This window comes from Endozoicomonas montiporae CL-33, assembly GCF_001583435.1.
Taxonomy (GTDB): domain Bacteria; phylum Pseudomonadota; class Gammaproteobacteria; order Pseudomonadales; family Endozoicomonadaceae; genus Endozoicomonas_A; species Endozoicomonas_A montiporae.
This window is the reverse complement of record NZ_CP013251.1, coordinates 5,263,147-5,288,358: the sequence shown is the minus strand read 5'-3', so window position 1 is coordinate 5,288,358 and position 25,212 is coordinate 5,263,147. Positions and strand designations below refer to the sequence as shown.

Below are 25,212 nucleotides of genomic sequence, written 5' to 3'. Positions count from 1 at the left end.
GGAAATTGACATTGCTTCCTCTTTCTAACTTGAAATTCTTCATTTAATTGATGAAATTCAGTTGGTTATACCTGTAGATATATTTTACTAGAAGATCTGAGTAGTTCAGCTTGTAGACAATGGTGACGTAATGAATGAGAAGCTGCAGCAACAGCTGCATTTGGTACAGAATGATTTAGAGAATAAGCTTCTGGAAAACAAGGAGCTTTTATTGGAACAAAATAAACAGCGTGAGCAGCTGCTTTGTTCTCAGGAAAAATTAGAAAAATATTTCCAGGATTCAAAAAAAGCTAAAGCAGAGCTTAAAGAGCGTGATGATGAATTGCAATTGCTTAGGCAGCAACTTGCACAACAGAAGGCAATGTTTCAACCTTCTGAGAGTACAGGATTGCATGTTGCAGTTTCAGTAAATACATTCCATGTCGGAAATGAAGTTCTCGTTGAGCAACTACAAAAAGTTCAAAATGAGTTGGAAAAACTCTATTTTGAAAATCAACTACTTAAAAGAAACGGGATGAACAGCACAGACAGGCATAGTTCAAGTGCTAATCAAACATTCTTATATGGGGCTGAAGATCGAGTAAAGAAACAGCTGTCTTACCGATTAGGTAATACTGTCATTCAGCATTCACGCTCTATTACAGGGTGGTTGTCTATGCCCTTTGCCTTAGGAACAGAAGTTAAAAAATTCAGGACTGATAAAGCTTTACAAAACAGTAAAGCTATACTGCCTCCTATTGCTAGTTATGCTGATGCCTATAAAGCTGATGAAGTTAAAAAGCATCTTTCTTATCGTATTGGCACTGTGTTAATTAAGTGCAGTAAAAATCCGCTAAGCTGGCCTCTGCTTCCTGTTATAATGTCGAGAACAATTAGAAGTTTTCGTCAGGATAGAGCTGTTCTTAAGGCTCAAGTTGAATGATAAAGCGCTTACGCTTTTGGCATTATTTTAATCGTAATAGGTTTGCTAATGCATTGGCCTGTTTAGGAAGTGAGCCAGTGCCTAAAAATGATGCCTCGCTTTGGGCGTGCTATCGTTTAGGGCTTTATAAAACTGTTGTTCAATCTACCTGCGACTGGCGTAGTTGGCGAGGTGGGTATGCGAAAGCGGTGAGTTTTTCAGCAGTTGGTGCACATGGTGAAGCCGTTGACCATACCCGTCGTTTGGTTAGTAAGGGGGTGTCTGAGCGTCAACAGTATTCTCTGGCAAATGCCTTAGCACCTTTTCAGCCTGACTTAAGTCTAGAACTAATAAAAAATATCAACGCACCGGCTACATTACGCACAGCTTTGTTACTGGCTAATGGTCAGAGCATGAAAGCCTGTCAAGTGGCAAAAGAAGTGCTTAAATGTTCAGAACAATCTACGCCAGAGTTAGAGCTTTATCTTAGTAATTCTGATCAGCAGTCTCCTAGCCAACAACTTGTCACTTTAAATAATTTCCTTGCAGCACATGGCTTGTCTGCATTGGCGCTTAAGAATAAAGCAACTGCTCCAGGCCCCAATAACCTGCTTTCTTTGGAAGAGTTGCCAAAGGTGAGTGGACCTCTTGTCAGTATCCTAATGACGACCTACCAATCTGAGGAACGGGTTGAGACATCAATTCGCTCTTTGTTGACCCAGACATGGGAAAATATTGAGCTGATTGTCATTGACGATGACAGCAGTGATAGAACTTCCGAGATAGTTCAAAAGCTAGTAAAGGAAGACAAACGAATTATTTATATCAAGTTGCCGGTTAATGTTGGCACATATGTAGCCAAAAGAATTGGTTTCGAACATGCCAAAGGTGAGTTCGTTATTTGTCATGATTCTGACGACTGGTCACATCCTTTAAAAATTGAGCGTCAGGTTCGACCTTTGATCGAAAATAGCTCTCTGGTATTTACTACAGCACATTGGGTAAGAATGCAGGATGACGGTATTTTCTATGCTAGGCCAGTACACACCTTGTTACGGTTGAATCCTGCGTCACCTATGTTTCGGCGCGAATTAGTGGCGTCAAAAGCGGGTTTATGGGATCTGGTTAGAACAGGCGCAGATAGTGAGTTTCTGGCAAGACTAAAACTGGTATTTGGTCGCAAAGCCATGCACAGAGTGGTAGAACCTTTAACCTTTGGTGCTCATCGGCCTGATTCACTGATGACTGCCGTAAGCACGGGACATGGTGTTGGAGGTATATCGCCTGTTAGGTTGGATTATTGGGAGTCTTGGACTCGCTGGCATATTGCTGAGCTTAATCGAGGTCTGAAACCCAAGCAAAGTGATGATTATTCCACCTCTCGTCGCTTTTTAGCACCTGATTCTATTTGTGTGCCTATGACAGATGTAAGAGCCTGCTTAGCACAGTAACCAATTTATATTCCAAGTAGATTTTAATCAAATGAAAATTTCAGTAGCAGGTACAGGTTATGTAGGCCTGTCTAACGCTGTTTTATTAGCACAGCATTATCAGGTAATGGCTGTTGATATCGTTCATCAGAAAGTAGATATGATTAATGACCGTATGTCACCTATTGCGGACGTTGAGATTGAGAACTATCTGTCAAACAAAGACCTGAACCTTCGAGCAACAACAGATAAAAAACTTGCATACTCTGATGCTGATTATGTCATTATCGCTACGCCAACTGATTATGACCCAGAAACCAACTATTTTAATACAAGCTCGGTAGAGTCAGTCATTAAAGATGTCATGGAAATTAACCCCCATGCAATTATGGTGATAAAGTCCACAGTTCCTGTGGGTTATACACGGCGTATCAAGGAAGAGCTTAACAGTGAAAATATTATTTTTTCACCTGAGTTCCTTCGTGAAGGTAAAGCATTACATGATAATCTTTATCCATCCCGTATCATCATTGGTGAACAATCTGAGCGTGCACGACGCTTTGCAGGAATGCTTGAAGATTGTGCATTGAAAAAAGATATACCTGTACTGTTTACGGACTCTACTGAGGCAGAAGCCGTTAAATTGTTTTCGAATACATATTTGGCAATGCGGGTGGCTTATTTTAATGAGCTTGATACCTATGCTGAGACACATGGATTAGATACTCGCCAAATTATTGATGGTGTTGGGCTTGATCCACGCATTGGCGGTCATTACAACAATCCGTCTTTTGGTTATGGCGGTTACTGCCTACCAAAAGATACCAAACAACTACTGGCTAACTACCAGGATGTCCCTAACAATATGATTGGTGCTATTGTTGAAGCCAATCGTACAAGAAAGGACTACGTTGCCGAATCAATTATTAAGCGTGACCCCAAAGTGGTAGGAATCTACCGACTAATTATGAAGACAGGCTCTGACAACTTCCGTGCTTCCGCAATTCAGGGAATAATGAAGCGCATCAAAGCCATGGGGATTGAGGTAGTTGTTTACGAACCAGTACTTGATGAAGATGAGTTTTATCACTCTAAAGTGATTAAAGATCTTGAAGAGTTTAAGCACATATCGGATGTCATCGTTTCAAATCGTATGGTTGAAGAATTAGCAGGTGTAGCAGATAAGGTGTATACCCGCGATTTATTTGGCTCAGATTAAACACAGTCTACAAAACTTTGAAAGCTTAATTGCTACAAAATTTCTCCAATCAAATATTTATAATATTAATTGATAATGTCAGTTCAAATTAAAAAAGCCGTATTCCCAGTCGCAGGAATGGGAACTCGTTTTCTACCAGCCACAAAAGCCTGCCCAAAAGAAATGCTACCTGTTGTTGATAAGCCTCTCATTCAATATGCTGTTGAAGAAGCTATTGCAGCAGGTATTACCGATCTGATCTTTGTTACATCCTGGACAAAGCGACCTATCGAAGACCATTTTGATAAAAACTTTGAACTTGAATACAAACTTGAAGAAGCAGGCAAAAAAGAGCTGCTGAATACGGTAAGAAATATTTTACCCAAGGGCGTTAACTGTTTTTACGTCCGCCAGCAAGAGGCTCTTGGCCTCGGGCATGCGGTTTTATGTGCGAAAGATATTGTCGGTGATGAGCCTTTTGTCGTCTTGCTGGCTGATGACATGATTTACTGCGATGAAACTGCTTGTCTTGACACCATGATCAATCTCGCTAATGAAGATGCTAGTTCAGTAGTCGCTGTTGAGCAGGTTCCAATGGAAAAGGTCAATAAATATGGCGTTATCGATCCGATTGACCTGAGTGACCGTCTGTATAAGTTGCAAGGTGTTGTTGAAAAACCACCTGTTGAAGAGGCACCTTCAAACCTTTCTATCGTCGGTCGTTATGTACTTCAACCACGCATTTTCGAGTTGCTTGAAAATACACAACGTGGTGCCGGTAATGAAATACAGTTAACAGATGCCATCGCAGCTTTGCTTGAAGAGCAAGCCATTTATGCCTATGAATTCGATGGCATCCGCTATGACTGTGGTAGCAAGCTCGGACACATGAAAGCGAATGTGGAGTATGCTTTACGACATCCTGAACTGAATGGCGCATTTCGAGAATATCTGAAGGGAATTGTTAGTTAATGACAAAGCAAGTTCTTGTCACGGGAGGAGCAGGCTACATAGGAAGCCACACATGTGTTGAACTTCTGACTAACGGTTATCAAGTCGTTGTTCTTGATAACTTGTGCAACAGCTCGCGGGAAGCAATTCGCAGGGTTGAATTGATAACTGATGCAAAAGTAACCTTCGTTGAAGGTGATATTAGGGATCGCAAACTACTCAAGCAGCTGTTTAGTGAGCACCGCTTCAATTCTGTTGTCCATTTTGCCGGATTGAAGGCTGTCGGTGAGTCCACTGTTGTCCCGCTCAGATACTACGATAATAACGTCAGCGGAACGGTGACTTTGTGTGAGGAGATGGCTGAACAAGGTGTTTTCAATCTGGTGTTCAGTTCTTCTGCAACGGTCTATGGTGATCCGACCAGTCTGCCAATAAAAGAAGATTCTCCGCTAGGTGCTACGAACCCTTATGGTCGTTCAAAGCTAATGGTCGAAGAAATCCTGGAGGATCTCCATCGTTCAGATAGCCGCTGGAATATTGCTCTTCTGCGTTATTTCAACCCAATTGGAGCCCATCATTCCGGCATGATTGGTGAAGATCCAAATGATATTCCAAACAACCTGATGCCCTATATCAGTCAGGTGGCTATTGGTATGCGTGACAAACTTTCTGTATTTGGTGGCGACTATTCAACCAATGATGGAACAGGTGTAAGAGATTACATTCATGTTGTCGATCTTGCCAAAGGGCATGTTCGTGCCATTGAAAAGCTGAATACAGAGTGTGGACTCAAGGCGTGGAATCTCGGAATGGGAGAAGGACACAGTGTTCTGGAAATGATCGATGCATTTGAGCAAGCTTCTGATCAGACTGTTCCATACCAGATTGTAGATCGTAGACCAGGCGATATCGCTGCTTGCTGGGCCGATGCGAGCCTTGCAGAAAGAGAGCTTGGTTGGGTTGCCGAGAAAAGTTTGCAGGACATGATGATCGACACATGGCGGTGGCAGTCAAATAATCCACAAGGTTATGCTGTGGCTCATAGCTCATAGCTCATAGCTCGTAGTGCTGTCGAGCTTTTAGAATCTTCCGATGTTACTTGCGGTTTTCGTACTTTTACATAGGAAAAAGTACGAGTTTTGGTATTTTTTGATAGAAAAAAATACTGATAATTGTCTGACGTCGTTATCTGTGGCAGTAGAATTTAGGGTGATCGTGGTCGTGTACTAAAGCGACGTTTCTGTAAAAATCATTGGTCGAGGCAGATGAGCAAGTGCTGTAAGAAAGCTACCTGTAGCTGCTTGCCACTACATGTGAATGATGGGTTAGATATTCTTAGTTGTTTACTTCGACTCGGCCAGTTTATCCAGTTTTTCAGCCAGCTTGGTTAAGGCCTTTAATTTGTTGGCATGTTGGGTTCGCTCTTCATCAACGGTAACGATCAGTTTCGTTGGCAAGTGAACGATTTTTACTCCGTTTTTTGCACGAGGAATGGGGTGGTTATTTGTGCTGCTCCAAGTCGTGATAAGCAGTTCTTCTGGTTTAAACTGGTCGTTCATATTTAAGACGTAAAGGCTTGATTAGATGACAGTTAAAGAGCTTATTTCACTTTTAAAGCAGCTTCCAGAAGATAAGCGGGTTTTCGTCCGTAGTTACGAAGAGGGTTTTGACCCTGTCTGCTCAGCAAGTCTTAAAATGCTTGAACCTGAGGTGTCCGGACGCTGGTACGTGGGGTGTTTTCAGAGTTCCGATGGGGTTGATAAAAAGACAGCGTTTGAAGGGGTTATTATTGGTGGTGATCAACGGTCACCATAAACTGGCAAACCTATATAATGACTGTATATACAGTCATTTGTTGCGTTTAACACTGTTTTGTAGCTATATAACTTCAAAAATATTGGTGCTTACGAGTACCAGAAATTGAATCTGGTTATTCTTAATGGACGACAATGGCCAGCTGATGGCAGCTCCTTTTTATGATCTGATTTTCAGACCCTCTCCATACAATCAGTATTCAACGACTGCTGGCAGTAGGATGGGCGCTTGCTGCTAGACACTCATATCAAATCTATTTCGAGGCTTGTCATTTTTGAGAATCGAGTCTGACATAGTTTCGATTTCTGTTTGTACATAAGTCCAGTATTCTGGGTTGTCAAGCGTTCTCTGTTTGATATTTTCGGGAATAAAGCGACTCATTTCAGCAGCAAAGTCTGTTCGTACTTCGTCGTTTTTTAGTAGTTTTAACATTTGGCTGAGCAGTGCTTGTTTGAAGTCTGTTTTGGTTTTATTTCTTGCTTCCAGTTTTTTGTCAATCAGCGCTGTAGAAATGTTAATACCTTTTTGTTTTATCCAGACAATATCCCATACATCTCTGGGTTTAATGCGTCTGGCTCGGTAGGCCAGAGCAATAAATTTATCCGCAAGTGTTTCTTCGAGAGACTGAACGGGAACAAGCAGTCCTTCAGTAGGTACGACAATAGGGTAGTGGTTGGCAAGCGCTTTTTTCTTCACATCAAATGATGGAATGGCGCAGACGTCTATATGCATTTTTTGTCTAGGTAAATCCGGACGATTAGCTTCTTTCTCTATACTGATCTTCCATGAGGAAGTGTCGCCCTGTTTGTCTTGACTGGGTTTGTTGACCCATACGTTTGTTTCGTATTTGTTCTGTATGTAGTTTTGGATATCATTTTCCAAACCATCGAAATTGCTTGGCTTGAAGTCATGCCCACCGTTAAAGTCCAGATCTTCCGATAATCTGGAGCTGTTATAGCACATTCTAAGGGATGTTCCGCCTATGAAGGTGAGTGGCTGCATTGCCCCCTGCTTGATCATGACGTGCAGAATATCGTGATGAAGAATTTCTTTTTCTATCACAGGGGTGATGGCGGCAAATTCCGGGTTTGATTGCACTATGCTTTGAATTTGTGTAGTTAACATTTTAACGTTCCAGCATATGTAGGTTTCTTTTGCAGTCTTTCAGGTCTGCAATGGCTTGCGAAGTGTTTGCTCTGTACATGTTTACAGTGCTGTCAAAATACAGATTGGGTGAAATACTGCTGACCGATTTTTTTGAGTGAGTAAACTCAATCACTCCGTATGGCGTTGTAAAGGTTCCACTACGACCCTTTGTTACGATGGTTAGCCGACCCATGGGGATTTGAGAGATAGTGCCTGTATGACTGAGCTGGCTTTCAAGGCTTATGTAGCTAATGACATGATTACGTAGTTTCTTCGCTATTTTATAGATGGCTGTTGTTGGGGCGGGTGGCGTCAGCGTACTTTCAAACAGTCCCGCCGCCACTCTGCGAATTAAGCCTTTTTTGGCACAATCAGCAAGAAATTTAGTCAAAGCAGGGGAGTACTTCTCTCCAATCAAATAGGCTATTTCCTGTGCTGTGTAAATGCCTCCACCGGCAGCAGTAGCGTCTGACAAGACGGTTAAGAGTTTGTCTTTTTTGGTCATTCAGGTCTACAAATTATTACGTTTAATGTAATTTATTGTAGACTTGAATTGCATTGAAAATCAAAGTCTGTTGAATTTAATGCCCCTCATCCTGCTTCTATCACCCAGATACATACTCTAAGATGGAGCAAGAGTCCCCTTTATCAGGCTGATTGTCATCATGTTTGAAACCATCAATACACTAAAGTCGGAATTAGATTCCCTGCGACCATTGCCCAGACACAGCGTTAAGTCACTGCATGAAGCGCTAATCGTGGAGTGGACATATCACTCAAATGCAATAGAAGGCAACACGCTCACGCTGAAAGAAACCAAAGTGATACTGGAAGGTATTACGGTGGGTGGAAAATCCATGCGGGAGCATTTCGAAGCTATTAATCATAAAGAAGCCATTGAGTGGGTTGAGGCGGTGGTGGCGAAACATGAAGTGTTGAGTGAGCGCCTTATCAAGTCTATCCATCATCTTGTTTTGAAAAACATTGATGACAGTAATGCTGGTGCTTATCGTACTGAGAATGCGATCATCGCAGGTGCTCAGCATACGCCTGCTGATCATTTGCATGTCCCCCATCAAATGGAGAGGCTGATTGAATGGTATGAGCAGCAGGGTGCTCACCCAGTTGAGCGAGCTGCCCGTTTTCATGTTGACTTTGTAGGCATACACCCTTTTGTCGATGGCAATGGCAGAACTGCCAGATTGCTTATGAATTTCGACTTAATGACCAGCGGCTATCTGCCGGTTATTATCAAAACTGAACATCGGCTGGCCTATTATGAGGCGCTGGATAAGGCACATACTCAACAAGACTATCAGGATTTTATTGTACTGGTCGCTCAGGCGCAGGAAGAGGCTTTGTCGAGATATTTGAACGTAGTTCGCTAATTAAGGACCATCATATGCCCCGAAAAATCAGCCATGTACTGATCACACCGGAAGCCTACCTTTCCCACGAGAAGGCAGCCCAGGAAACCCGGCATGAATATATCGATGGATATGTGGTTGCAATGGCTGGGGGTTCAATCCGACATGGAAAAATGATTACCAACATTGCACGATTATTGGGTAATCATTTGGTGGGCAAGCCTTGCGATGTGTTCTCATCCGACGTCAAGCTCAAGGTCGAATCGGCTTTTGTAAAATCATTCCGATATCCGGATGTGATGGTTTCCTGTGAGAAAAACCGAACATACGATGATATGTGCGAATCGGCCACGGTGTTGGTTGAAGTGCTTTCTGAAAGCACAGAACTGACTGATCGTGTCTACAAATCGGCTGAATACGGGCATGTACTCAAAGCGACTAACGGTGAATATCTGGTGATAGACCCCGATCATCCAGTCATTGAAAAGCGGATGTGGCACGGCGGGCGTTTCGAAGTCGTTGCAACCTACCATTCCGGCGATGTCATTCGACTGGACAGTCTGAAGCTGGATCTGGCGATGGACGACCTTTATCCGGATGAACTGTAATGGACTTTGACCCTTATAGAACGCCGGCAACATCCTCATAGATTTCCTGCAAGGTCGCGGTAAAGTCTATGGAAAGAAAATGTATGTGTTCCTGTTCATGAGTGAACCGGATGACCTCCCAGCCGTGCCCTGTGTTCTGGTACAAGTCGATGGCTATTTTGTCCTGATGCACCAAAACATACTCCTTTAAACCGGGAATTGAGGTGTAGGCAGCCAACTTCTCCATTCTGTCTCTGGCTTCAGTAGAAGGAGACAATACTTCAATAATGATTTGCGGGTGGTTTTCTACAAAAGCATCCTGGTTTGCCCGATTGCAGCTGACCATGACATCCGGATAATAAAAAACCGTATTACCTTTGTGGCTGGCGTTGACCTTCATATCACTGGCAAACGTCTGACAACCAGTGCCGCGCAAATGGTTGCGCAGCAAGGAAGCAATAGTGAGAGTGAGTAAATTGTGCCTGCGGCTGGCACCAGCCATAGCGGTTATCAGTCCATTTACGTATTCGTGCTTGATGTCCGACTGCTTCTCCATTGTCATGTAAGTATCAGGATCTATAAATTCAAGAGGTTGTGCCAAGGCCATTGGTTGTTTTCTCCCTGAAGTTGTTATGAAAAGTGGGGAAGCTACGGAATGCACCAAATTATTTTCAAGTCAAGACTATAGCATTTATGTCAGGCGTCCGAAATTTGCATCAACCAGTGCAGCAAGTAGCACGATACGCTGTTCTTTGTTCCTCACCGTAAAGAATTTATTCATTGTCCCAGTTCATCACTTTTTCCAAAGGCATTTCGGGAGCCAACGAGCTTGAATGCCTCATTGGTGAGCCTGTCTCCCATGTAAATGCTTTCCAGCAGCTAACTAAAAAATTCAGCGGTTCAGCTGTTACTACCCTTGGCTGGGGAAGAAAAAACAATACGTCAAAAGCCAGAGCATTCAGTCGTAAGAACGACATCCCCATCTGGAGTCTCGAAGATGGTTTCATTGCCTACCTTGGTCACCCCGCACTAGGCGATCGTCGTTTTTCCCTGATCGTGGACAAAACTGGCATCTATTACGATGCGACCCAACCTTCCGATATTGAATACCTTTTAAACCATCCTGAAGAGTGGTTAACAGCGGAGCTACAGGCTCGCTCAGTCAATCTGCTCAGGGTTATTCGTCAGCATCAAATCACCAAGTACAACCATGAACCGGTATCCCGTTGGGAGCCGGAAAATAAAGTGCAGAATCGAGTATTGGTGGTTGACCAGACATACGGCGACTGTTCTATAAAATATGGCATGGCTGATGAATCCAGTTTTGACGCTATGCTGACCGCTGCTCTTTCTGAAAACCCTGATTCTGAAGTCTGGGTGAAGGTGCATCCGGATGTGGTGTTAGGAAAAAAGAAAGGCTATTTCGAGCTGGAGCCCTGTGGACAGAAGATTAAAGGATTTGCCAATGATCGCCTGAAGGTTATGGCTGAAAAGGTGAATGCTCAGTCTTTGTTTCCTCATTTCAACAAAGTCTATGTGGTGACATCGCAGCTGGGTTTTGAAGCTCTGTGGTATGGCAAGCAGGTGGTTTGTTTTGGTGTGCCGTTTTACAGTGGCTGGGGGCTAACGGACGACCGGATTGGCTGCACTCGTCGTACGGTGCAACACAGTATTGAGAGTCTGTTTGCAGCAGCCTGTCTTAAATACACCCGTTATATCGATCCGGAAATGGGTGAGCGGTGTGAGCTGGAAGACATTGTTGACTTAATCGCACTGCAAAGACGTTACCAGAAACAGGAAGTGAACACGCTGTATGCTGTTGGCTTCAGTCTTTGGAAGCGCGCTTTTCTTGGCTGTTTTATTGGTGGTCGTGCGCAACAGGTCAAGTTTGTCAGTTCAACTGACAAGGCCGTTGAAAAAGCCTCTGAAGGCGACGGTATTCTTTTATGGGGCGCAAAACAGTATGACTTTCAGGCCCCGCAAGGCATTGCTTTATGGCGGGCAGAAGACGCCTTTATTCGTAGCAATGGCTTGGGTGCAGAGTTGCGTCGGCCGGGTTCACTGATCATCGATAAGCAGGGTATGTATTTTGACTGCACCCGACCTTCTGATCTGGAAACGGCCATCAATACCCTACAGCTGTCAGATCGGGAGAAAGAGCGAGGCGAGCAGCTGGTGCGCACACTGGTTCGTCAGCGTGTCAGCAAATATAACCTGTTAGGAAAAGAGCAGCAGGTGTTTGCCAGTGCTGCACATCAACAGAAAAAAATTCTTGTGACCGGGCAGGTGAATAATGATGCATCGCTGAAGTGGGGCAGCCCTGTTGTACAAAGCAACCTTGAGTTGCTAAAAGCGGTAAGAGCCTCTGCTCCGGATGCTTTTATTGTGTATAAGCCTCACCCGGATGTGCTATTGGCGGGCAGGGAAGGGCATATACCCGAGCCACAGGCTTTGCAGTGGGCAGACAGCATGGTATCAGACAACGATATCCTGGATTGCATTGATCAGTGTGATGAGCTGCATGTCATGACGTCTCTGGCCGGGTTCGAAGCTCTGACCAGAGGTAAAACGGTTCATTGTTGGGGAGCTCCCTTCTATTCAGGCTGGGGGTTAACCATTGACCAACTGAACATACCTCGCAGAACCGCTAAACGGTCGTTGGCAGAACTGACCTACTTTGCTCACTGTTATTATCCAAACTACATACATTGGGTAACACGTCGCTTCACAACGGTAGAGCGTATGATTCAGGCTTTGAAACAGGAAGCCACCGTTCACCAGACCCGGTCGAACAAACTGGTTAACTGGCTGGCAAGAAACAGGCGTAAGGCGGGTTACCTTGTAGAGGTATTTACGAAGTAGCGATGCGTAAGTCCACCATCCGGATTGCATTATTATTCTGAGAAAATGGTCGTTTATTTAGACAACAATATAATTTTTTATCTGTCTTAAGGCAGGTACTTTGGGTCGGTTCAGCGTGCATAAGTCGTCTGTATTATTTTTACAAGGTCCACTAGGGCCTTTCTTTCGGGAACTGGCCGGGGCTTTTTCGCGTGCAGGCTATTGTACGCACAAGATTAATTTTAATGGTGGTGACCGCTTTTATGCCGGAGCAGACAAAGTGGTCGATTACCAGGGGGAACCAGATAACTGGCTGGCTTTTCTGCAGGAATATCTGATGGAGCACTCCATTGATGCGGTATTTCTGTTAGGCGACTGTCGTTATTACCATCGCATAGCAAAGCCTCTTTGCGACAGTCTGGGTGTTGCATTTATGGTCTTTGAGGAAGGCTACCTGAGACCCAACACCATCACTCTGGAAACTCACGGTGTGAATGCCTTAAGCCGTTTGGATTTGTCCATTAAAACGCTTCGGGAAACGATCGTGCAGCCTACTGAAGAAGCCCCTGTGACGATTGGCAGCACAATTTTCGCACGTGCAGTTTATGCATCATTATATTATTGGGCAGGCTACTTTGGTCACGGGCAGTTTGCTCACTATCGGCATCACCGGGCGTCGAATCCTGTCAGGGAAGGTTATTGCTGGATACGGGGATTTGCCCGCAAATGGCTGGTAAAACCTGCGGACTACAGGATCAAAAGAAAGCTGACAAAGACATTCAGCCAGCGTTTTTTTCTGGTGCCTCTGCAAGTGCACGATGACTCCCAGAAGATCTACCATTCTAACTTTAACTCGGTTGAGTCGTTTATCTCCGAGGTGATTGAATCGTTCAGAAGCTATGCGGCACCGGATCAGGTGTTGTGTTTTAAGCATCACCCCATGGATCGTGGCTACACGCACTATGGCGATTTTATTCGTGAAAAAGCCAGACGTACCGGCTTGCAGGGCAGAGTCCTGTATTGTCACGATGTGTCACTGCCTGATTTGTACGATCACGCTGCCGGTGTTGTCACAGTAAACAGCACTGTTGGAGTTTCTGCCATGCTGCACAGCGTGCCTGTTAAAGTGATGGGCAGAGCTATGTACGACATTGAAGGGCTAACCCATCAGGGTAGTCTGGCCTCTTTTTGGCAAGCGCCCCAACCCGTTGACCGGCAGTTATTTAAACAGTTTCACTCCCGGCTGTTTCAGAAGACGCAGATTAACGGCAGCTTTTTTAAGCTTCCGGATCTTACCTGTAACAATGCTGTGGCTTTTTACGAGCAGCTGGCAGGCCAGCCTGCAGCGGTTTCTGCTATTTATAAAATGACACCTCACAGTTGTAACAACATTGAAGTGGATGACCTTCCTTTGAATGCTGCATGAAGTGTGGCATTTCCTTTCTCTATATCTTCCTTTAGGATGAATTGGTTATTTATTGATCAATTCATCATCTCTCGATTTCTTCCGATAAGACAATAATGATCAGGCTGTAATCCAACCTTTCTTACAGCAGGAGAAATGAGTGAAAAAAGGATTTTTCTACGCTGGCATGATGTCATTGCTGCCTTTCCCTGCCTCTGCTCTGGATATCCGTCCAGATGGTCTTTCTGCCAGTTATGGGCAGTACCTCCCTGTTGTCAGTGGTCGTAAGGCGAATTATGATCACTATCGCATTGGCATTCAGTGGGATTGGGGAGATGAGCTGTACCGTTCAGACAGTTTGGTGATGTCTGGTTATTTTGAGCTCGGTGGCAGTGCCTTAAAAAGTCGCCTGAATGCTTCTGATAGCCCCAGCCCTGAGGGTAAAGACAAAGCCACAGTCGTCAGCTTTTCGCCGGTCTTTCGCTTCTCTTCTGCCCACCCCCTGTTTGGCAATGCGTTTCCTTTTCTGGATGCTGGTGTTGGTGGCGCCTGGTTTTCAGAAAAAGATCTGGAAAAAGAAAAGAAGTCTCCCATCAATATGGGCAGTCACTGGTTGTTTGAAGTGCGACTGGGGGCAGGTTTTACCTTTGGGGAAGGGCAGCGATATTCAGTGAGTTATGGCTGGCTGCATTATTCCAATGGGGGGCTGGCCCGACTGAACGAGTCTATTGATTTTCATTCGGTGTCGTTTGCCTATCGGTGGTGACGTTGAATACAGTCTCTGAGGCGTCCGGTTTTGCCAAGCTTCCGAGACTGTGACACCATTCCCTCCTCTCTCTGTACAGCAGTAATTTCCCTTCTCAATGGATTCTATCGACCGAAAAATCCTGCTTGAATTGCAGGAAGACAGCACACTTTCTCTGGCCGACATCGCGCAAAGAGTCTGCCTGTCGCCTACGCCCTGCTGGAACCGGATTAAACGCCTTGAAGGGCAGGGGTATATTAACAAACGGGTAGCCCTTATTAATGCCGAAAAGGTTGGGCTGGGTGTTTCGGTGTTTGTTCACATCAAAACACAGCACCATTCGTCAGCCTGGTTGAAACTTTTTTCAGACACTGTGAATCGTTTTCCGGAAGTGGCCGAGTGCTATCGAATGAGCGGCGAATACGACTACCTGTTAAGGGTGGTCACTAAAGACATACAGTCGTTTGATCTTTTCTACAAAAAACTGGTGAACAGTGTTGACGGACTGTGCGATGTAACGTCGAGTTTTGCCATGGAGCAGATGAAATACACCACGTCGTTGCCACTTTGAAGCAACCAGAGCCTGAAAAAGTTGCGCAAAACCCACATCGAAATTGGATTCATTACTGGTACTATTAACCCAGTTTTAATATTGGGGAGCACGTTATGCTGCGGCAGTTAAGGTTTTTATTGTTGTTTATGGTGGCTTTTGTCTTCGCGTTGCCGACGTTTGCTTCATCAAAAGAGGAGCTGGATGCCACCGTTCAGGAGAGCTTGTCGAATCTCTACGACAAAAGCCCTGCAGCTAAATCTCTGGGCAAAGATGCCAAAGGCATTCTGGTGTTTCCCAAAATCATTAAAGGCGGTGTGTTTCTGGGTGGTGAGTACGGCGAAGGCGCGTTACTGATCAATCAGGAAGTGGTGGACTATTACAACACGGCTTCTGCCTCCATTGGTTTTCAGCTGGGTGCCCAACTGCGCTCGCAGGTGATTATGTTTATGACCGACGAGTCCCTGAATAAATTTCGTAACAGTAAAGGCTGGGAAGCCGGTGTCGATGGCAGCATTGCCATTGCCGAGTTTGGAGTGGGAGAAACCATTGCGACCAATACCGCACAGTCACCGATCATTGGCTTTATCAACGACAACAAAGGTCTGATGTATAACCTGACTCTGGAAGGCACCAAGATTACTAAAATACAAAAGTAATCATAATTCCACTGACGTTTAACTGAAATGCAGTGAATGAAGGGCTGTTGGCTCGTTGCCGTTAACGGTATTATTTATTCACTTAGTGAATTTCGACAATCACATAAAGAGCTAAAAACTATAAATTGTTAGCATTGCGGCCTCTTCTGAGCTCTTCAGTTCTGATTTTTTCGGGGACAACACTTTGGGAAAAACATCGCAGTCATGAGTCGTCCAGCCAAGGCGGTCATTAATCTTGATGCCCTGCAGCACAATTATCAGCTTGCCAAATCCCTGGCGAATCAGGAACGACGCAATGGCAAGGTACTGGCGGTGGTCAAAGCCGACGCTTACGGGCACGGAGCCGTTGCCTGCGCGCAGGCGTTGGCTGATCAGGCCGACGGGTTTGCGGTTGCCTGTATTGAAGAAGCTTTGGAACTGCGCAGCATTGGCATAAGACAGTCCATTCTTTTGCTGGAAGGTTTTTTTGAAGCCAGTGAACTCGTTGAAATCAGCCGCCATAAGCTGGACATTGTCGTGCAAAGTCCGGAACAGCTTTTAATGCTGGAACAGAACCCTTTGCCTGCTCCGGTCAGAATCTGGCTGAAAATGGATTCGGGCATGTACCGTGTCGGGCTGTTGCCAGAAGAGTTCCGTTCAGCTTGGCTACGCATGGAAACGCTGCCCTGGGTGAGCGATATTGTCATGATGACGCATCTTGCCTGTGCCGATGAACCAGAGAATGGCTATACACGACATCAGCTGGAAGTGTTTGAACAGCATACCCTTGGTCTGCCGGGTGAACGCAGTATTGCCAATTCTGCCGGGCTGGTGGATTACTCTCAGGCACGAGCTGACTGGAATCGTCCGGGGTTGTTGCTGTACGGTGCTTCTCCCTTTGAAACCCTTCATCCTATTGAGCAGAAACTGCAGCCGGTGATGGCGCTGCAGTCTGCCATTATCAGTATTAAAGACATTCCGGCCGGTAGCCCTGTAGGCTATGGCAGCACATGGGTTAGTCAGCGTCCGACTCGTCAGGGAGTGGTTGCCATTGGTTATGCAGATGGTTATCCGCGTCATGCTGCCAATGGTACGCCTGTGATGGTGAACGGCCGGCGTGTGCCTGTCATCGGGCGAGTGTCTATGGATATGCTAACCATTGACCTGACCGATGTACCTGAAGCCCGACCGGGAGACAGTGTTGTGCTTTGGGGAAAGGGTCTGCCTGCCGCCGAAATTGCCCGTCATGCCAGAACAATTCCTTATCAGCTGTTCTGCAATCTTAATCGCGTTCCGGTGGAATATGTTCAGTCGCCAGTGATGGTAAAAGCCTGATTATCCGGCAACGAACATCATGCTGTGAGTACTTACTTTCATTGGGCTATCTTGCTTGTTTTTTTCAGCAAACGGAAAATTTACATACTTGGTCTATTTAAGTACTTGAAGATTTTCTGTCTGTGCCATACTCTCACGCACCCTCGGAATGTTCACTTGTGCATGTTTATGCGAAGTCAGGGCATATTCCTAAACGGCGTAGCTGAAGGGATTTTTCCCACAGCTATTAATGACAGTTCGTCAAACAACAGCTGAAACCATGAGAAGCCGCAAAGAAGTCGTTCGCCAACTAGACAGGATTGATCGTAATATTCTGCGTACCCTGCAGGAAAACGGTCGTATATCCTATGTAGACCTCGCTGATCGTGTAGGCCTGAGCACCACGCCCTGCATGGAGCGGGTTAAAAGACTGGAGCGTGAAGGGATTATCCAGGGTTACAGTGCCCGGTTAAGTCCACAGTTCCTGCAAGCGGGTCTGCTGGTGTTTGTCGAGATCAGCCTGTATAGCAAATCTGCCGACATCTTTGATGATTTCCGCAAGGCAGTGATTAACCTGCCTAATGTTCTGGAATGTCATCTGGTATCCGGTCACTTTGATTATCTGGTGAAAGCCCGTATTTCGGAAATGGCCTCTTACCGGGAACTGCTGGGCGACATCCTTTTAAAGCTGCCCGGTGTAAGGGAATCCAAGAGCTACATTGTGATGGAAGAGCTGAAGGAAACCCTGAATCTGCCCATTCCGGATTGATGCTGGATGCTATAGCTTCGGCTGATATTAGACGCTATAGCTTCGGTTGATATTAATAGTCACGTATGAAGTAATTCAGCGCCACAAGGTTCTGTTCATCGATTTCCCGCAGCTGAAATCCGGCTGAGTAGTTCTCGGGAGCCTGGTTTTCAGGGCTATCAGCAAAGATAGTTTCGGGGGAGTCAGGCCGGCTTTTGTCACCCTGTGTTTTCCCCGACTGACACCAGACACATTCTGCGATCAGTGATACGCGATGGTAGCTTTTCTGGGGACCTGGCAGTACCAATGTAATATTTCGTACTTCGTCCTGACGAATATTATGGTAGGTTAACAGACTGAAGCCACCTTTTGAAACATCCTCCAGAACCCCCAGCAGCTGCCCGGTGTCATTATCCAGAACCTGTGCCGTTTCCTTCAGCAGCTTTCGGGGGAAGCGACGCTTTTCAAGTACAGTCTCTGTCATGGATCGTCCTCCTTTGCGATCTATCAAGATACCCATAAACAGTCCCTGATGACAAATTGCGCTTTAATCCTGTTGCTAAAAACGCTAACTGGTGGAAAAAATGGGTCTGACAGATCGTTAAATCAACCGTCGGTCGTATGTGTTGATAATAAGATGCACGTTATTTTTTTGCAGTTTGCAGAGATTTGCTGTTAAAAGTTGACAACAGCTTCCGATCTCATTCTTAATCGCAATAGGGGACTACAATCCCTGCTGCGATAGTCCTCAAGCCACCCCGCTTGCAGGATGCCTCAAATAATAAAAAGAAACAAAGCAAAATCAGAGCCTTATCCGCTCTGAACCATTCGGAGGGATCCCGTATGTTCAGACAGATAGCCGAGGCCAGAATGAATGATATTCATATCAAGCACGATGAACATTCAGGCCTGAAATCCATTATTGCTATTCATAATACCCGCAGAGGCCCGTCGCTGGGCGGTTGTCGATTTATTCCTTACCCTTCCTTTGATGATGCCGTTACCGATGCCATCCGGCTGGCTCAGGGCATGAGTTATAAAGCAGCCCTGGCAGGGCTCGACCTGGGTGGTGGTAAATCAGTGATTATGATGCCGGAAGGCGATTATGACCGCACCGAGCTGTTCAGCGCATTTGGGCGGTTTGTTGAAGAGTTGGGCGGACGCTATATCACTGCTATGGACAGCGGTACGAGAGTATCTGATATGGACGTTATTGCCTCACAGACGCGCCATGTCACCTGCACGTCTTCCAGTGGCAACCCTGCGCCCTCAACTGCAAAAGGCGTTTACTACGGTATTCTCTCCACACTCAAAGCTCATAAAGAGTTTGGCTCCAGTCTGAAAGGAATGACCATTGCTGTTCAGGGATTGGGGAATGTGGGGTATGCCTTGTGCCAGCTACTGCACAGAGGTGGCGCAAAGCTGATTGTGTCAGACATTGATGAAGCCAGGATTGAACAGTGTATTCGGGAGTTTGGTGCCAAGGCTGTTAGCCCTGAAGCCATTCATTCGACTCCCTGTGATATTTTCAGTCCCTGTGGTCTGGGCGGTATTCTGAACGAAGAAACCATTGACCAGCTGCAGTGTGGTGCGGTGGCCGGTTCGGCTAATAATCAGCTACTGACGCCCGAGTGTGGTGAGCAACTGTTTAAAAGAGATATTCTTTACGCGCCGGATTACCTGATTAATGCAGGAGGGCTGATTTTTGTTGCCATGGCTTACTCTCGGAAAAGTCATCATGAACTGAACCTGAGAATAAAGAGCATTGGTGAGACACTGTTGCAGATATTCCGCAGACAACAGCAACAACAGGAGCCTGTTAACCGCATTGCAGACCAGATGGCTGAAGCCATGTTGTTTGGTGATGAGCTAAGGCAGCTTTCCGCTTAGAGCAAGCTGACCTGAGCAATAATTCAACGAACAACCGAGGCTTACCATGGAAAAGAAAGAACTTAACCCTATTCCTGTTTATCAGTATCTGGATGCAGAAGGTGAAGTGATTGAACGTCTTCCTGGGTGGACCCGGAACAAAGATATTCTGCTTAATTACTACTGCAATATGGTCCTTGGGCGTCAGGCTGATGCCAAGGCCATTGCACTTCAGAGAACCGGCAAGCTGGGCACTTATCCCTCCTGTCTGGGGCAGGAAGCGATCAGTACCGTATTCTGTTCGCTGATGGAAAAAGACGATGTATTAATTCCTTATTATCGGGATCATCCCGGACTGCTGGCGAGGGGTATTCCGCTGTCAGATATTCTTCTTTATTGGGGAGGGGATGAACGAGGCAGCGCCAGTGAACACTGGGGCAAAGACTTTCCCAATTGCGTCCCCATTGCTACACAGGCTGGTCATGCAGCCGGGGTGGCGGCCGCCCTGAAGATTCGACATGAACCGAACATTGCTGTTTGTGCGCTGGGAGATGGTGCTACATCAAAAGGTGACTTTTCAGAAGCGTTAAACCTTGCCGGTGCCTGGCAACTGCCAGTGGTGTTTGTCATCAATAATAATCAATGGGCGATTTCTGTACCCAGAACCATTCAGTCCGGCGCTCCTACGCTAGCCCAGAAAGGTATTTCAGCCGGTTTGCCTTCTTATCAGGTAGACGGCAATGATGTGATTGCCCTCCATGAAGTGCTCAGTGAAGCCATGGACAGAGCCAGACAGGGCAAAGGTGCAACGGTGATTGAAGCCATCAGTTATCGTTTAGGCGATCATACAACGGCAGACGACGCCAGCCGTTATCGCAGCGGTGATGAGTTGCAACAGGCCTGGAATAAAGAACCGATTAAACGGCTCAGAACCTTTTTGCATCATCGTGGCTACTGGGATGAGCAGCAGGAGCAGGCTTTGATTAAAGACGTTGGTCAACAGATTGAACAAAACGTTCAAACCTATCTGAACACGCCGCTTCCCCCGGTAAAAGACTTGTTTGATTACCACTACGCCAACATGCCTTCCACCCTGAAGCAACAAAAACAGGAAGCCGAGTTGAGAGCCACGGGAGGTAAACATCATGAGTAAAATCACCATGGTAGAGGCGGTGAACCTGGCGCTTGATCATGCGATGGAGAATAACCCGGACGTTGTCATGCTGGGTGAAGACATTGGCGTGAACGGTGGCGTGTTTCGTGCGACACAGGGGTTGCGGGACAAGTATGGCCTGAAGCGGGTGATGGATACACCGTTGGCTGAAACATTGATTGCCGGTATCAGCATTGGTATGGCGGCACAGGGTTTAAAACCCGTGGCAGAAATTCAGTTCATGGGCTTTATCTTTCCCACCATGGAGCAGCTGATTTGCCATGCGGCCCGTATGCGAAACCGAACCCGTGGTCGTTTATCCTGCCCGATGGTTCTGCGAGCGCCTTTTGGTGGTGGCATTCACGCGCCGGAGCATCACTCTGAAAGTACCGAAGCTTTGCTGGCGCATATTCCCGGTTTACGGGTGGTGATTCCTTCTTCGCCTGTGCGTGCATATGGTTTGTTGCGATCAGCCATTAATGAACCTGACCCTGTGATCTTTTTGGAGCCTAAACGCATTTACAGGGCATCAAAGCAGGAGGTGGACCAGAACACACCGCTGTTGCCGCTCGACAAGTGTTTCACTCTGAAGCAGGGACAAGATGTAACGCTGGTGAGCTGGGGTGCTTCTGTCAAAGAGACCATGGAAGCAGCACGCACAATGGAACAGCATGGTGTTTCGGCAGAGGTGATTGATGTAGCCACCATTAAGCCACTGGATATGGAGACCATTCTGACATCGGTTCGCAAAACCGGTCGTTGTGTCATTGTCCATGAAGCCTGCAAAAGCTTTGGTGCCGGAGCGGAAATTGCCGCCAACCTTGCCGAACAGGCTCTGAGTGTTCTCAAGGCACCGGTAGAGCGGGTGACAGGTTTCGATACGATCATGCCTTACTATCGAATGGAAGATCATTATTTGCCAAAGCCAGACGACATTATGAAAGCGGCATTAAAAACCTTGTCATTTCATTGAGAGTTGATTCATCCAGAACAATAAAAATAAGAGGCTGCCACATGAAATTCTTTAACCTCCCCGATCTGGGCGAAGGCATTCCTGAAGCGGATATTGTTGAGTGGCATATTCAGGAAGGCGAGCACGTAAAAGAAGACCAGATTATTGTTTCAGTTGAAACGGCCAAGGCGATTGTCGAAGTTCCTTCTCCTGTTACGGCTGAAGTGGCGCGATTATGTGGGCAGCCCGGCGATACGATTCTGACCGGTGCGCCACTGGTGGAGTTTGTTTCGGAGGAAGAAGACTTGGGTACAGTAGTGGGAGAGCTGGAAGTCGCGGCTGCAAATACAACTGAAGATGAATCTTTTTTTATTGGCTCGCCACCGTCAGGTGCAACTATGAGCCAGCCTGCAAACGGCTCTGTCCATGATCTGGCTTCTAGCCTTGGTATGACACAAGCAGCACCAACAAAACAATCGAGCCAGACAGGTTATGCTCTGGAAAATCCGGAACCTTTAAAAGGTGTTCGCAAGCATATGGCGAACACCATGACACAGTCTCATGCCGAGGTTGTGCCGGTTACCCTGTTTGATGATGCCGATATTGATCATTGGAAAGACGGTGAAGATATTACTGTCCGACTGATTCAGGCCGTTGTTAAAGCTTGTCAGTCAGAATCGGCACTGAATGCCTGGTTTGACGGAAGCTCGATGAGTCGGGAAGTGTTTGATTCAGTCCACCTTGGGTTGGCAGTAGACAGTGATGAAGGGTTGTTTGTTCCGGTGATTAGAGCCGCTGAAACATTGGATGGCAAACAACTGAGGCATCAGGTGAATACCTTCAGAACCGCTGTCAAAGAACGCAGCCTGCCACCTTCGGAAATGGCTGGTGCAACCATTACACTGAGCAACTTTGGTGTGTTTGCCGGGAAATATGCAACGCCGGTCGTTGTCCCGCCAATGGTGTGCATTGTGGGTATTGGAAAGTTGAGGGCAGAGATTGTCAGCATTAATGGTCAGCCTGCCAGCCATAAAGTGCTGCCGGTTTCTTTAACCTTTGACCACAGGGCTGCAACTGGTGGGGAAGCAACACGCTTCCTTCATACGCTGATTGCCGAATTGGAAAAATAATCGCTTGCTGGTGGCGAAGGAACTTGCAGAGTGACTGTCGCGCACCAGCATAGAGCATTTTCGTTCAGTAAGAGTGCTATCCGGTAAGAGTGTCGTTCGATACATACGTCATATGACTGATGTCATACATTCATCACCTGCCTTTTAGAAACACGAAATACGGTATTTTAAGCGTTTAGCTATTGCAGATTGCTTAAAAACTCCACATTATAAATTCAAAGGGGCTTGTTTTTTTCCGCTCTGTTTGAGTTAACCTCCAATAAGTTTTTCTTATAAGTAGGTTAAGCGTTCCATGATGTCAGCCAATGGAAATGGCTGTCAGCCTCGGCCACTTTTTAATAACAGACTCTGAGCTGTTTTTTGACAGTTCTATAATAAAGAGTGGTCTTTGTACTGATTCTGTCGATAACCCAATTGTGAGTACACCGTTTGTGCAGCCACAGTATGGGAATCGACCAAACACATCAGACAGGGCAGGTGACGCGATATGGATATCTTTGACAGCTATCAACAGAGGTTTAAATCCCATCAACAGGAAGAACTGACGATTCAGGAATACCTGCAGTTATGCAGGGATGAACCTTCCACTTATGCCAATGCTGCAGAGCGGATGCTGCATGCTATTGGCGAACCCGAAATGATCGACACGTCCAGAGATCCGCGACAAAGCCGGATTTTTTCCAACAAACTGATCAAACGTTATCCCGCCTTCAGAGAGTTCTATGGCATGGAAGAGGCCATTGAACAAATGGTGTCGTTTTTTAAACACGCTGCCCAGGGGCTGGAAGAGAAGAAACAAATTCTTTATTTGCTGGGGCCTGTAGGCGGTGGTAAATCCTCTCTGGCCGAGAAGCTTAAAGCCCTGATGGAAAAAGTACCGTTTTATGCCATCAAAGGCTCACCTGTGTTTGAGTCACCATTGAACCTGTTTAATGCGGCTGAGGACGGAGATATTCTGACCAGCGAATACGGCATTCCCGGCCGTTACCTGGGAGGCATTATGTCGCCATGGGCCGTTAAACGACTCAATGAGTTTGGTGGTGACATCACCAAGTTCAAAGTCGTGAAGCTTTATCCCAGTATCCTGAATCAGGTCGCCATTGCCAAAACCGAGCCGGGCGATGAAAACAATCAGGATATTTCCAGCCTTGTGGGTAAGGTCGATATCCGCCAGCTGGAGGAGTATTCTCAAGATGATCCGGACGCTTACAGTTTCTCCGGTGCGCTGTGTAATGCCAATCAGGGCATCATGGAATTTGTGGAGATGTTCAAGGCGCCCATCAAAGTCTTGCATCCTTTATTGACCGCTACTCAGGAAGGCAATTACAACAGCACCGAAGGCATGGGAGCCATTCCCTACAACGGTATTATTCTTGCCCACTCCAATGAATCGGAATGGCAGAGCTTCCGCAATAATAAAACCAACGAAGCGTTTATTGACCGGGTCAATATCGTCAAGGTGCCGTATTGCACCAGAGTAAAAGAAGAGATTCAGATCTACGAGAAACTGCTGGAAAACAGCTCGTTGAAAGAGTCACCCTGTGCACCGGATACTCTGAAAATGCTGGCACAGTTCTCGGTGTTGTCTCGGGTAAAAGAACCTGAGAACTCCAACGTGTATTCCAAGATGCGGGTGTACGACGGTGAAAGTCTGAAAGATACTGATCCCAACGCCAAGCCTTTGCAGGAATACAAAGACGCCGCCGGGGTTGATGAGGGTATGGAAGGGCTTTCAACCCGTTTTGCCTTCAAGATTCTCTCCAAGGTCTTTAACTTTGACCCCGGTGAGGTTGCCGCAAATCCGGTACACATGTTGTATGTTCTGGAGCAGCAGATTGAGCAGCAGCAGTTCCCGAAAGAGATTCATGAGCGCTATCTGCGCTATGTGAAAGAGTTTCTGGCACCGAAATACATCGAGTTTTTGGGCAAAGAGATTCAGACTGCATATCTGGAGTCATATTCTGAGTATGGTCAGAATATATTTGACCGTTACATCACTTATGCAGACTTCTGGATTCAGGATCAGGAATACAGAGACCCGGAAACCGGTGACATTCTTGATCGCGCTACGATCAACGAAGAACTGGAAAAAATCGAAAAAGCGGCCAGCATTGCCAACCCTAAAGACTTCCGTAACGAAGTCGTTAATTTCGTATTAAGGGCCCGGGCAAATAACAATGGTAAAAATCCGGCATGGTCGAGCTATGAGAAGATGCGTGCTGTGATTGAGAAAAAAATGTTCTCCAACACTGAAGACCTCCTACCCGTGATTTCTTTTAATGCCAAGAGCAGCAATGATGACCAGCGTAAGCACAACGAGTTTGTGAAACGGATGGTGGAGAGAGGCTATACCGAGAAACAGGTAAGGCTTCTGGCTGAATGGTACATACGCGTAAGAAAGTCACAGTAGCTTCTGTCAGTCGTCAGAAGTCCCGGTAGTCAGTGTGAGGTCAGCAGGCGGGGCAGAGATTG

Annotated in this window: 25 protein-coding genes; 20 read left to right on the top strand and 5 right to left on the bottom strand. The window is 46.2% G+C overall.

Annotated elements, in window-relative coordinates:
• Positions 1 to 130 precede the first annotated feature (130 nt).
• The 5 genes from EZMO1_RS24460 (at position 131) to galE (ending at position 5,532) form a co-directional block, all read left to right on the top strand.
• Positions 131 to 922 (top strand): hypothetical protein, encoded by a 792-nt coding sequence (locus tag EZMO1_RS24460; protein ID WP_034877707.1) that lies wholly within the window; start codon positions 131 to 133, stop codon positions 920 to 922.
• A complete protein-coding gene (locus EZMO1_RS24455) occupies positions 919 to 2,352 on the top strand; it encodes a glycosyltransferase family 2 protein (RefSeq protein ID WP_051790269.1) in 1,434 nt (477 codons plus the stop codon). The genes EZMO1_RS24460 and EZMO1_RS24455 overlap by 4 nt, the downstream gene beginning before the upstream one ends.
• A 31-nt stretch (positions 2,353 to 2,383) precedes the next feature.
• Positions 2,384 to 3,550, top strand: coding sequence for a nucleotide sugar dehydrogenase (locus EZMO1_RS24450; protein ID WP_034877709.1), 1,167 nt, complete (start codon positions 2,384 to 2,386; stop codon positions 3,548 to 3,550).
• Positions 3,551 to 3,625: 75 nt separating this feature from the next.
• Complete coding sequence (gene galU, locus EZMO1_RS24445; RefSeq protein ID WP_034877710.1) at positions 3,626 to 4,501, top strand: UTP--glucose-1-phosphate uridylyltransferase GalU; 876 nt, start codon at positions 3,626 to 3,628, stop codon at positions 4,499 to 4,501.
• Positions 4,501 to 5,532, top strand: coding sequence for a UDP-glucose 4-epimerase GalE (galE, locus tag EZMO1_RS24440; protein WP_034877712.1), 1,032 nt, complete (start codon positions 4,501 to 4,503; stop codon positions 5,530 to 5,532). The genes galU and galE overlap by 1 nt, the downstream gene beginning before the upstream one ends.
• Before the next feature lie 291 nt (positions 5,533 to 5,823).
• Here the strand turns inward: galE and EZMO1_RS24435 are convergent, their stop codons facing one another.
• On the bottom strand, positions 5,824 to 6,039 hold the full coding sequence (locus EZMO1_RS24435) for a peptide chain release factor family protein (protein WP_034877713.1): 216 nt from the start codon (positions 6,037 to 6,039) through the stop codon (positions 5,824 to 5,826).
• A gap of 25 nt (positions 6,040 to 6,064) precedes the next feature.
• Here EZMO1_RS24435 and EZMO1_RS24430 point away from each other — a divergent pair, with 25 nt between their 5' ends.
• Positions 6,065 to 6,295: a hypothetical protein gene (locus EZMO1_RS24430; protein ID WP_034877714.1), complete on the top strand. Its 231-nt coding sequence runs from the start codon at positions 6,065 to 6,067 to the stop codon at positions 6,293 to 6,295.
• Between the two features lie 234 nt (positions 6,296 to 6,529).
• Here the strand turns inward: EZMO1_RS24430 and EZMO1_RS24425 are convergent, their stop codons facing one another.
• Both EZMO1_RS24425 and abiEi read right to left on the bottom strand, forming a co-directional pair.
• Positions 6,530 to 7,420, bottom strand: coding sequence for a nucleotidyl transferase AbiEii/AbiGii toxin family protein (locus tag EZMO1_RS24425; RefSeq protein ID WP_034877715.1), 891 nt, complete (start codon positions 7,418 to 7,420; stop codon positions 6,530 to 6,532).
• Between the two features lies 1 nt (position 7,421).
• A complete protein-coding gene (gene abiEi, locus EZMO1_RS24420) occupies positions 7,422 to 7,946 on the bottom strand; it encodes a type IV toxin-antitoxin system AbiEi family antitoxin (protein ID WP_034877716.1) in 525 nt (174 codons plus the stop codon).
• A 160-nt stretch (positions 7,947 to 8,106) separates the two neighbouring features.
• On the opposite strand from abiEi, the gene EZMO1_RS24415 reads away from it, so the two are divergent.
• Positions 8,107 to 8,829: a Fic family protein gene (locus EZMO1_RS24415; protein WP_034877717.1), complete on the top strand. Its 723-nt coding sequence runs from the start codon at positions 8,107 to 8,109 to the stop codon at positions 8,827 to 8,829.
• Positions 8,830 to 8,843: 14 nt separating this feature from the next.
• Positions 8,844 to 9,416 carry a Uma2 family endonuclease gene (locus tag EZMO1_RS24410; RefSeq protein ID WP_051790273.1) on the top strand — a complete coding sequence of 191 codons (573 nt, stop codon included), beginning with the start codon at positions 8,844 to 8,846 and terminating at the stop codon, positions 9,414 to 9,416.
• A 13-nt stretch (positions 9,417 to 9,429) separates the two neighbouring features.
• On the opposite strand, the gene EZMO1_RS24405 is transcribed toward EZMO1_RS24410, so the two are convergent.
• Positions 9,430 to 10,002: a Uma2 family endonuclease gene (locus tag EZMO1_RS24405; protein WP_051790276.1), complete on the bottom strand. Its 573-nt coding sequence runs from the start codon at positions 10,000 to 10,002 to the stop codon at positions 9,430 to 9,432.
• 173 nt (positions 10,003 to 10,175) lie between these two features.
• On the opposite strand from EZMO1_RS24405, the gene EZMO1_RS24400 reads away from it, so the two are divergent.
• The 7 genes from EZMO1_RS24400 to EZMO1_RS24370 all read left to right on the top strand — a co-directional run bounded on the left by EZMO1_RS24400 (position 10,176) and on the right by EZMO1_RS24370 (position 17,657).
• Positions 10,176 to 12,257 carry a capsular polysaccharide biosynthesis protein gene (locus EZMO1_RS24400; protein ID WP_051790279.1) on the top strand — a complete coding sequence of 694 codons (2,082 nt, stop codon included), beginning with the start codon at positions 10,176 to 10,178 and terminating at the stop codon, positions 12,255 to 12,257.
• A gap of 100 nt (positions 12,258 to 12,357) precedes the next feature.
• Positions 12,358 to 13,662 carry a capsule biosynthesis protein gene (locus EZMO1_RS24395; protein WP_051790282.1) on the top strand — a complete coding sequence of 435 codons (1,305 nt, stop codon included), beginning with the start codon at positions 12,358 to 12,360 and terminating at the stop codon, positions 13,660 to 13,662.
• Between the two features lie 139 nt (positions 13,663 to 13,801).
• Complete coding sequence (locus tag EZMO1_RS24390) at positions 13,802 to 14,407, top strand: acyloxyacyl hydrolase (protein WP_034877719.1); 606 nt, start codon at positions 13,802 to 13,804, stop codon at positions 14,405 to 14,407.
• Between the two features lie 97 nt (positions 14,408 to 14,504).
• Complete coding sequence (locus EZMO1_RS24385) at positions 14,505 to 14,957, top strand: Lrp/AsnC family transcriptional regulator (protein ID WP_034877720.1); 453 nt, start codon at positions 14,505 to 14,507, stop codon at positions 14,955 to 14,957.
• A gap of 95 nt (positions 14,958 to 15,052) precedes the next feature.
• Complete coding sequence (locus tag EZMO1_RS24380) at positions 15,053 to 15,595, top strand: BPSL1445 family SYLF domain-containing lipoprotein (RefSeq protein WP_034877721.1); 543 nt, start codon at positions 15,053 to 15,055, stop codon at positions 15,593 to 15,595.
• Between the two features lie 204 nt (positions 15,596 to 15,799).
• Positions 15,800 to 16,909, top strand: a complete 1,110-nt coding sequence (gene alr, locus EZMO1_RS24375; RefSeq protein ID WP_034877722.1) for an alanine racemase — start codon at positions 15,800 to 15,802, stop codon at positions 16,907 to 16,909.
• A 259-nt stretch (positions 16,910 to 17,168) separates the two neighbouring features.
• Complete coding sequence (locus EZMO1_RS24370; RefSeq protein ID WP_034878612.1) at positions 17,169 to 17,657, top strand: winged helix-turn-helix transcriptional regulator; 489 nt, start codon at positions 17,169 to 17,171, stop codon at positions 17,655 to 17,657.
• A gap of 52 nt (positions 17,658 to 17,709) precedes the next feature.
• Here EZMO1_RS24370 and EZMO1_RS24365 read toward each other — a convergent pair whose 3' ends face one another.
• Positions 17,710 to 18,120, bottom strand: coding sequence for a PilZ domain-containing protein (locus EZMO1_RS24365; RefSeq protein ID WP_160174092.1), 411 nt, complete (start codon positions 18,118 to 18,120; stop codon positions 17,710 to 17,712).
• Between the two features lie 359 nt (positions 18,121 to 18,479).
• On the opposite strand from EZMO1_RS24365, the gene EZMO1_RS24360 reads away from it, so the two are divergent.
• From EZMO1_RS24360 to EZMO1_RS24340, 5 genes are all read left to right on the top strand, one after another.
• Positions 18,480 to 19,526: a Leu/Phe/Val dehydrogenase gene (locus EZMO1_RS24360; RefSeq protein WP_034877724.1), complete on the top strand. Its 1,047-nt coding sequence runs from the start codon at positions 18,480 to 18,482 to the stop codon at positions 19,524 to 19,526.
• Positions 19,527 to 19,572: 46 nt separating this feature from the next.
• Positions 19,573 to 20,658, top strand: a complete 1,086-nt coding sequence (gene pdhA, locus EZMO1_RS24355; RefSeq protein WP_034877725.1) for a pyruvate dehydrogenase (acetyl-transferring) E1 component subunit alpha — start codon at positions 19,573 to 19,575, stop codon at positions 20,656 to 20,658.
• Positions 20,651 to 21,631 carry an alpha-ketoacid dehydrogenase subunit beta gene (locus tag EZMO1_RS24350; RefSeq protein ID WP_034877726.1) on the top strand — a complete coding sequence of 327 codons (981 nt, stop codon included), beginning with the start codon at positions 20,651 to 20,653 and terminating at the stop codon, positions 21,629 to 21,631. The genes pdhA and EZMO1_RS24350 overlap by 8 nt, the downstream gene beginning before the upstream one ends.
• Positions 21,632 to 21,672: 41 nt before the next feature.
• Complete coding sequence (locus tag EZMO1_RS24345) at positions 21,673 to 22,740, top strand: dihydrolipoamide acetyltransferase family protein (RefSeq protein ID WP_034877727.1); 1,068 nt, start codon at positions 21,673 to 21,675, stop codon at positions 22,738 to 22,740.
• Positions 22,741 to 23,227: 487 nt separating this feature from the next.
• Complete coding sequence (locus EZMO1_RS24340) at positions 23,228 to 25,150, top strand: PrkA family serine protein kinase (RefSeq protein ID WP_034877728.1); 1,923 nt, start codon at positions 23,228 to 23,230, stop codon at positions 25,148 to 25,150.
• Positions 25,151 to 25,212 lie beyond the last annotated feature (62 nt).

What these genes read in the sequence shown, in the direction of transcription:
- alr (WP_034877722.1), top strand. Translation starts at nt 15,800, where the DNA reads ATGAGTCGTCCAGCCAAGGCGGTCATTAATCTTGATGCCCTGCAGCAC.
- EZMO1_RS24350 (WP_034877726.1), top strand. Translation starts at nt 20,651, where the DNA reads ATGAGTAAAATCACCATGGTAGAGGCGGTGAACCTGGCGCTTGATCAT.
- EZMO1_RS24340 (WP_034877728.1), top strand. Translation starts at nt 23,228, where the DNA reads ATGGATATCTTTGACAGCTATCAACAGAGGTTTAAATCCCATCAACAG.
- galE (WP_034877712.1), top strand. Translation starts at nt 4,501, where the DNA reads ATGACAAAGCAAGTTCTTGTCACGGGAGGAGCAGGCTACATAGGAAGC.
- EZMO1_RS24410 (WP_051790273.1), top strand. Translation starts at nt 8,844, where the DNA reads ATGCCCCGAAAAATCAGCCATGTACTGATCACACCGGAAGCCTACCTT.
- EZMO1_RS24380 (WP_034877721.1), top strand. Translation starts at nt 15,053, where the DNA reads ATGCTGCGGCAGTTAAGGTTTTTATTGTTGTTTATGGTGGCTTTTGTC.
- EZMO1_RS24430 (WP_034877714.1), top strand. Translation starts at nt 6,065, where the DNA reads ATGACAGTTAAAGAGCTTATTTCACTTTTAAAGCAGCTTCCAGAAGAT.
- EZMO1_RS24460 (WP_034877707.1), top strand. Translation starts at nt 131, where the DNA reads ATGAATGAGAAGCTGCAGCAACAGCTGCATTTGGTACAGAATGATTTA.
- EZMO1_RS24385 (WP_034877720.1), top strand. Translation starts at nt 14,505, where the DNA reads ATGGATTCTATCGACCGAAAAATCCTGCTTGAATTGCAGGAAGACAGC.
- EZMO1_RS24435 (WP_034877713.1), bottom strand. Translation starts at nt 6,039, where the DNA reads ATGAACGACCAGTTTAAACCAGAAGAACTGCTTATCACGACTTGGAGC.
- EZMO1_RS24425 (WP_034877715.1), bottom strand. Translation starts at nt 7,420, where the DNA reads ATGTTAACTACACAAATTCAAAGCATAGTGCAATCAAACCCGGAATTT.
- EZMO1_RS24345 (WP_034877727.1), top strand. Translation starts at nt 21,673, where the DNA reads ATGAAATTCTTTAACCTCCCCGATCTGGGCGAAGGCATTCCTGAAGCG.
- EZMO1_RS24370 (WP_034878612.1), top strand. Translation starts at nt 17,169, where the DNA reads ATGAGAAGCCGCAAAGAAGTCGTTCGCCAACTAGACAGGATTGATCGT.
- abiEi (WP_034877716.1), bottom strand. Translation starts at nt 7,946, where the DNA reads ATGACCAAAAAAGACAAACTCTTAACCGTCTTGTCAGACGCTACTGCT.
- EZMO1_RS24360 (WP_034877724.1), top strand. Translation starts at nt 18,480, where the DNA reads ATGTTCAGACAGATAGCCGAGGCCAGAATGAATGATATTCATATCAAG.
- galU (WP_034877710.1), top strand. Translation starts at nt 3,626, where the DNA reads ATGTCAGTTCAAATTAAAAAAGCCGTATTCCCAGTCGCAGGAATGGGA.
- EZMO1_RS24365 (WP_160174092.1), bottom strand. Translation starts at nt 18,120, where the DNA reads ATGACAGAGACTGTACTTGAAAAGCGTCGCTTCCCCCGAAAGCTGCTG.
- EZMO1_RS24450 (WP_034877709.1), top strand. Translation starts at nt 2,384, where the DNA reads ATGAAAATTTCAGTAGCAGGTACAGGTTATGTAGGCCTGTCTAACGCT.
- EZMO1_RS24405 (WP_051790276.1), bottom strand. Translation starts at nt 10,002, where the DNA reads ATGGCCTTGGCACAACCTCTTGAATTTATAGATCCTGATACTTACATG.
- EZMO1_RS24455 (WP_051790269.1), top strand. Translation starts at nt 919, where the DNA reads ATGATAAAGCGCTTACGCTTTTGGCATTATTTTAATCGTAATAGGTTT.
- EZMO1_RS24415 (WP_034877717.1), top strand. Translation starts at nt 8,107, where the DNA reads ATGTTTGAAACCATCAATACACTAAAGTCGGAATTAGATTCCCTGCGA.
- pdhA (WP_034877725.1), top strand. Translation starts at nt 19,573, where the DNA reads ATGGAAAAGAAAGAACTTAACCCTATTCCTGTTTATCAGTATCTGGAT.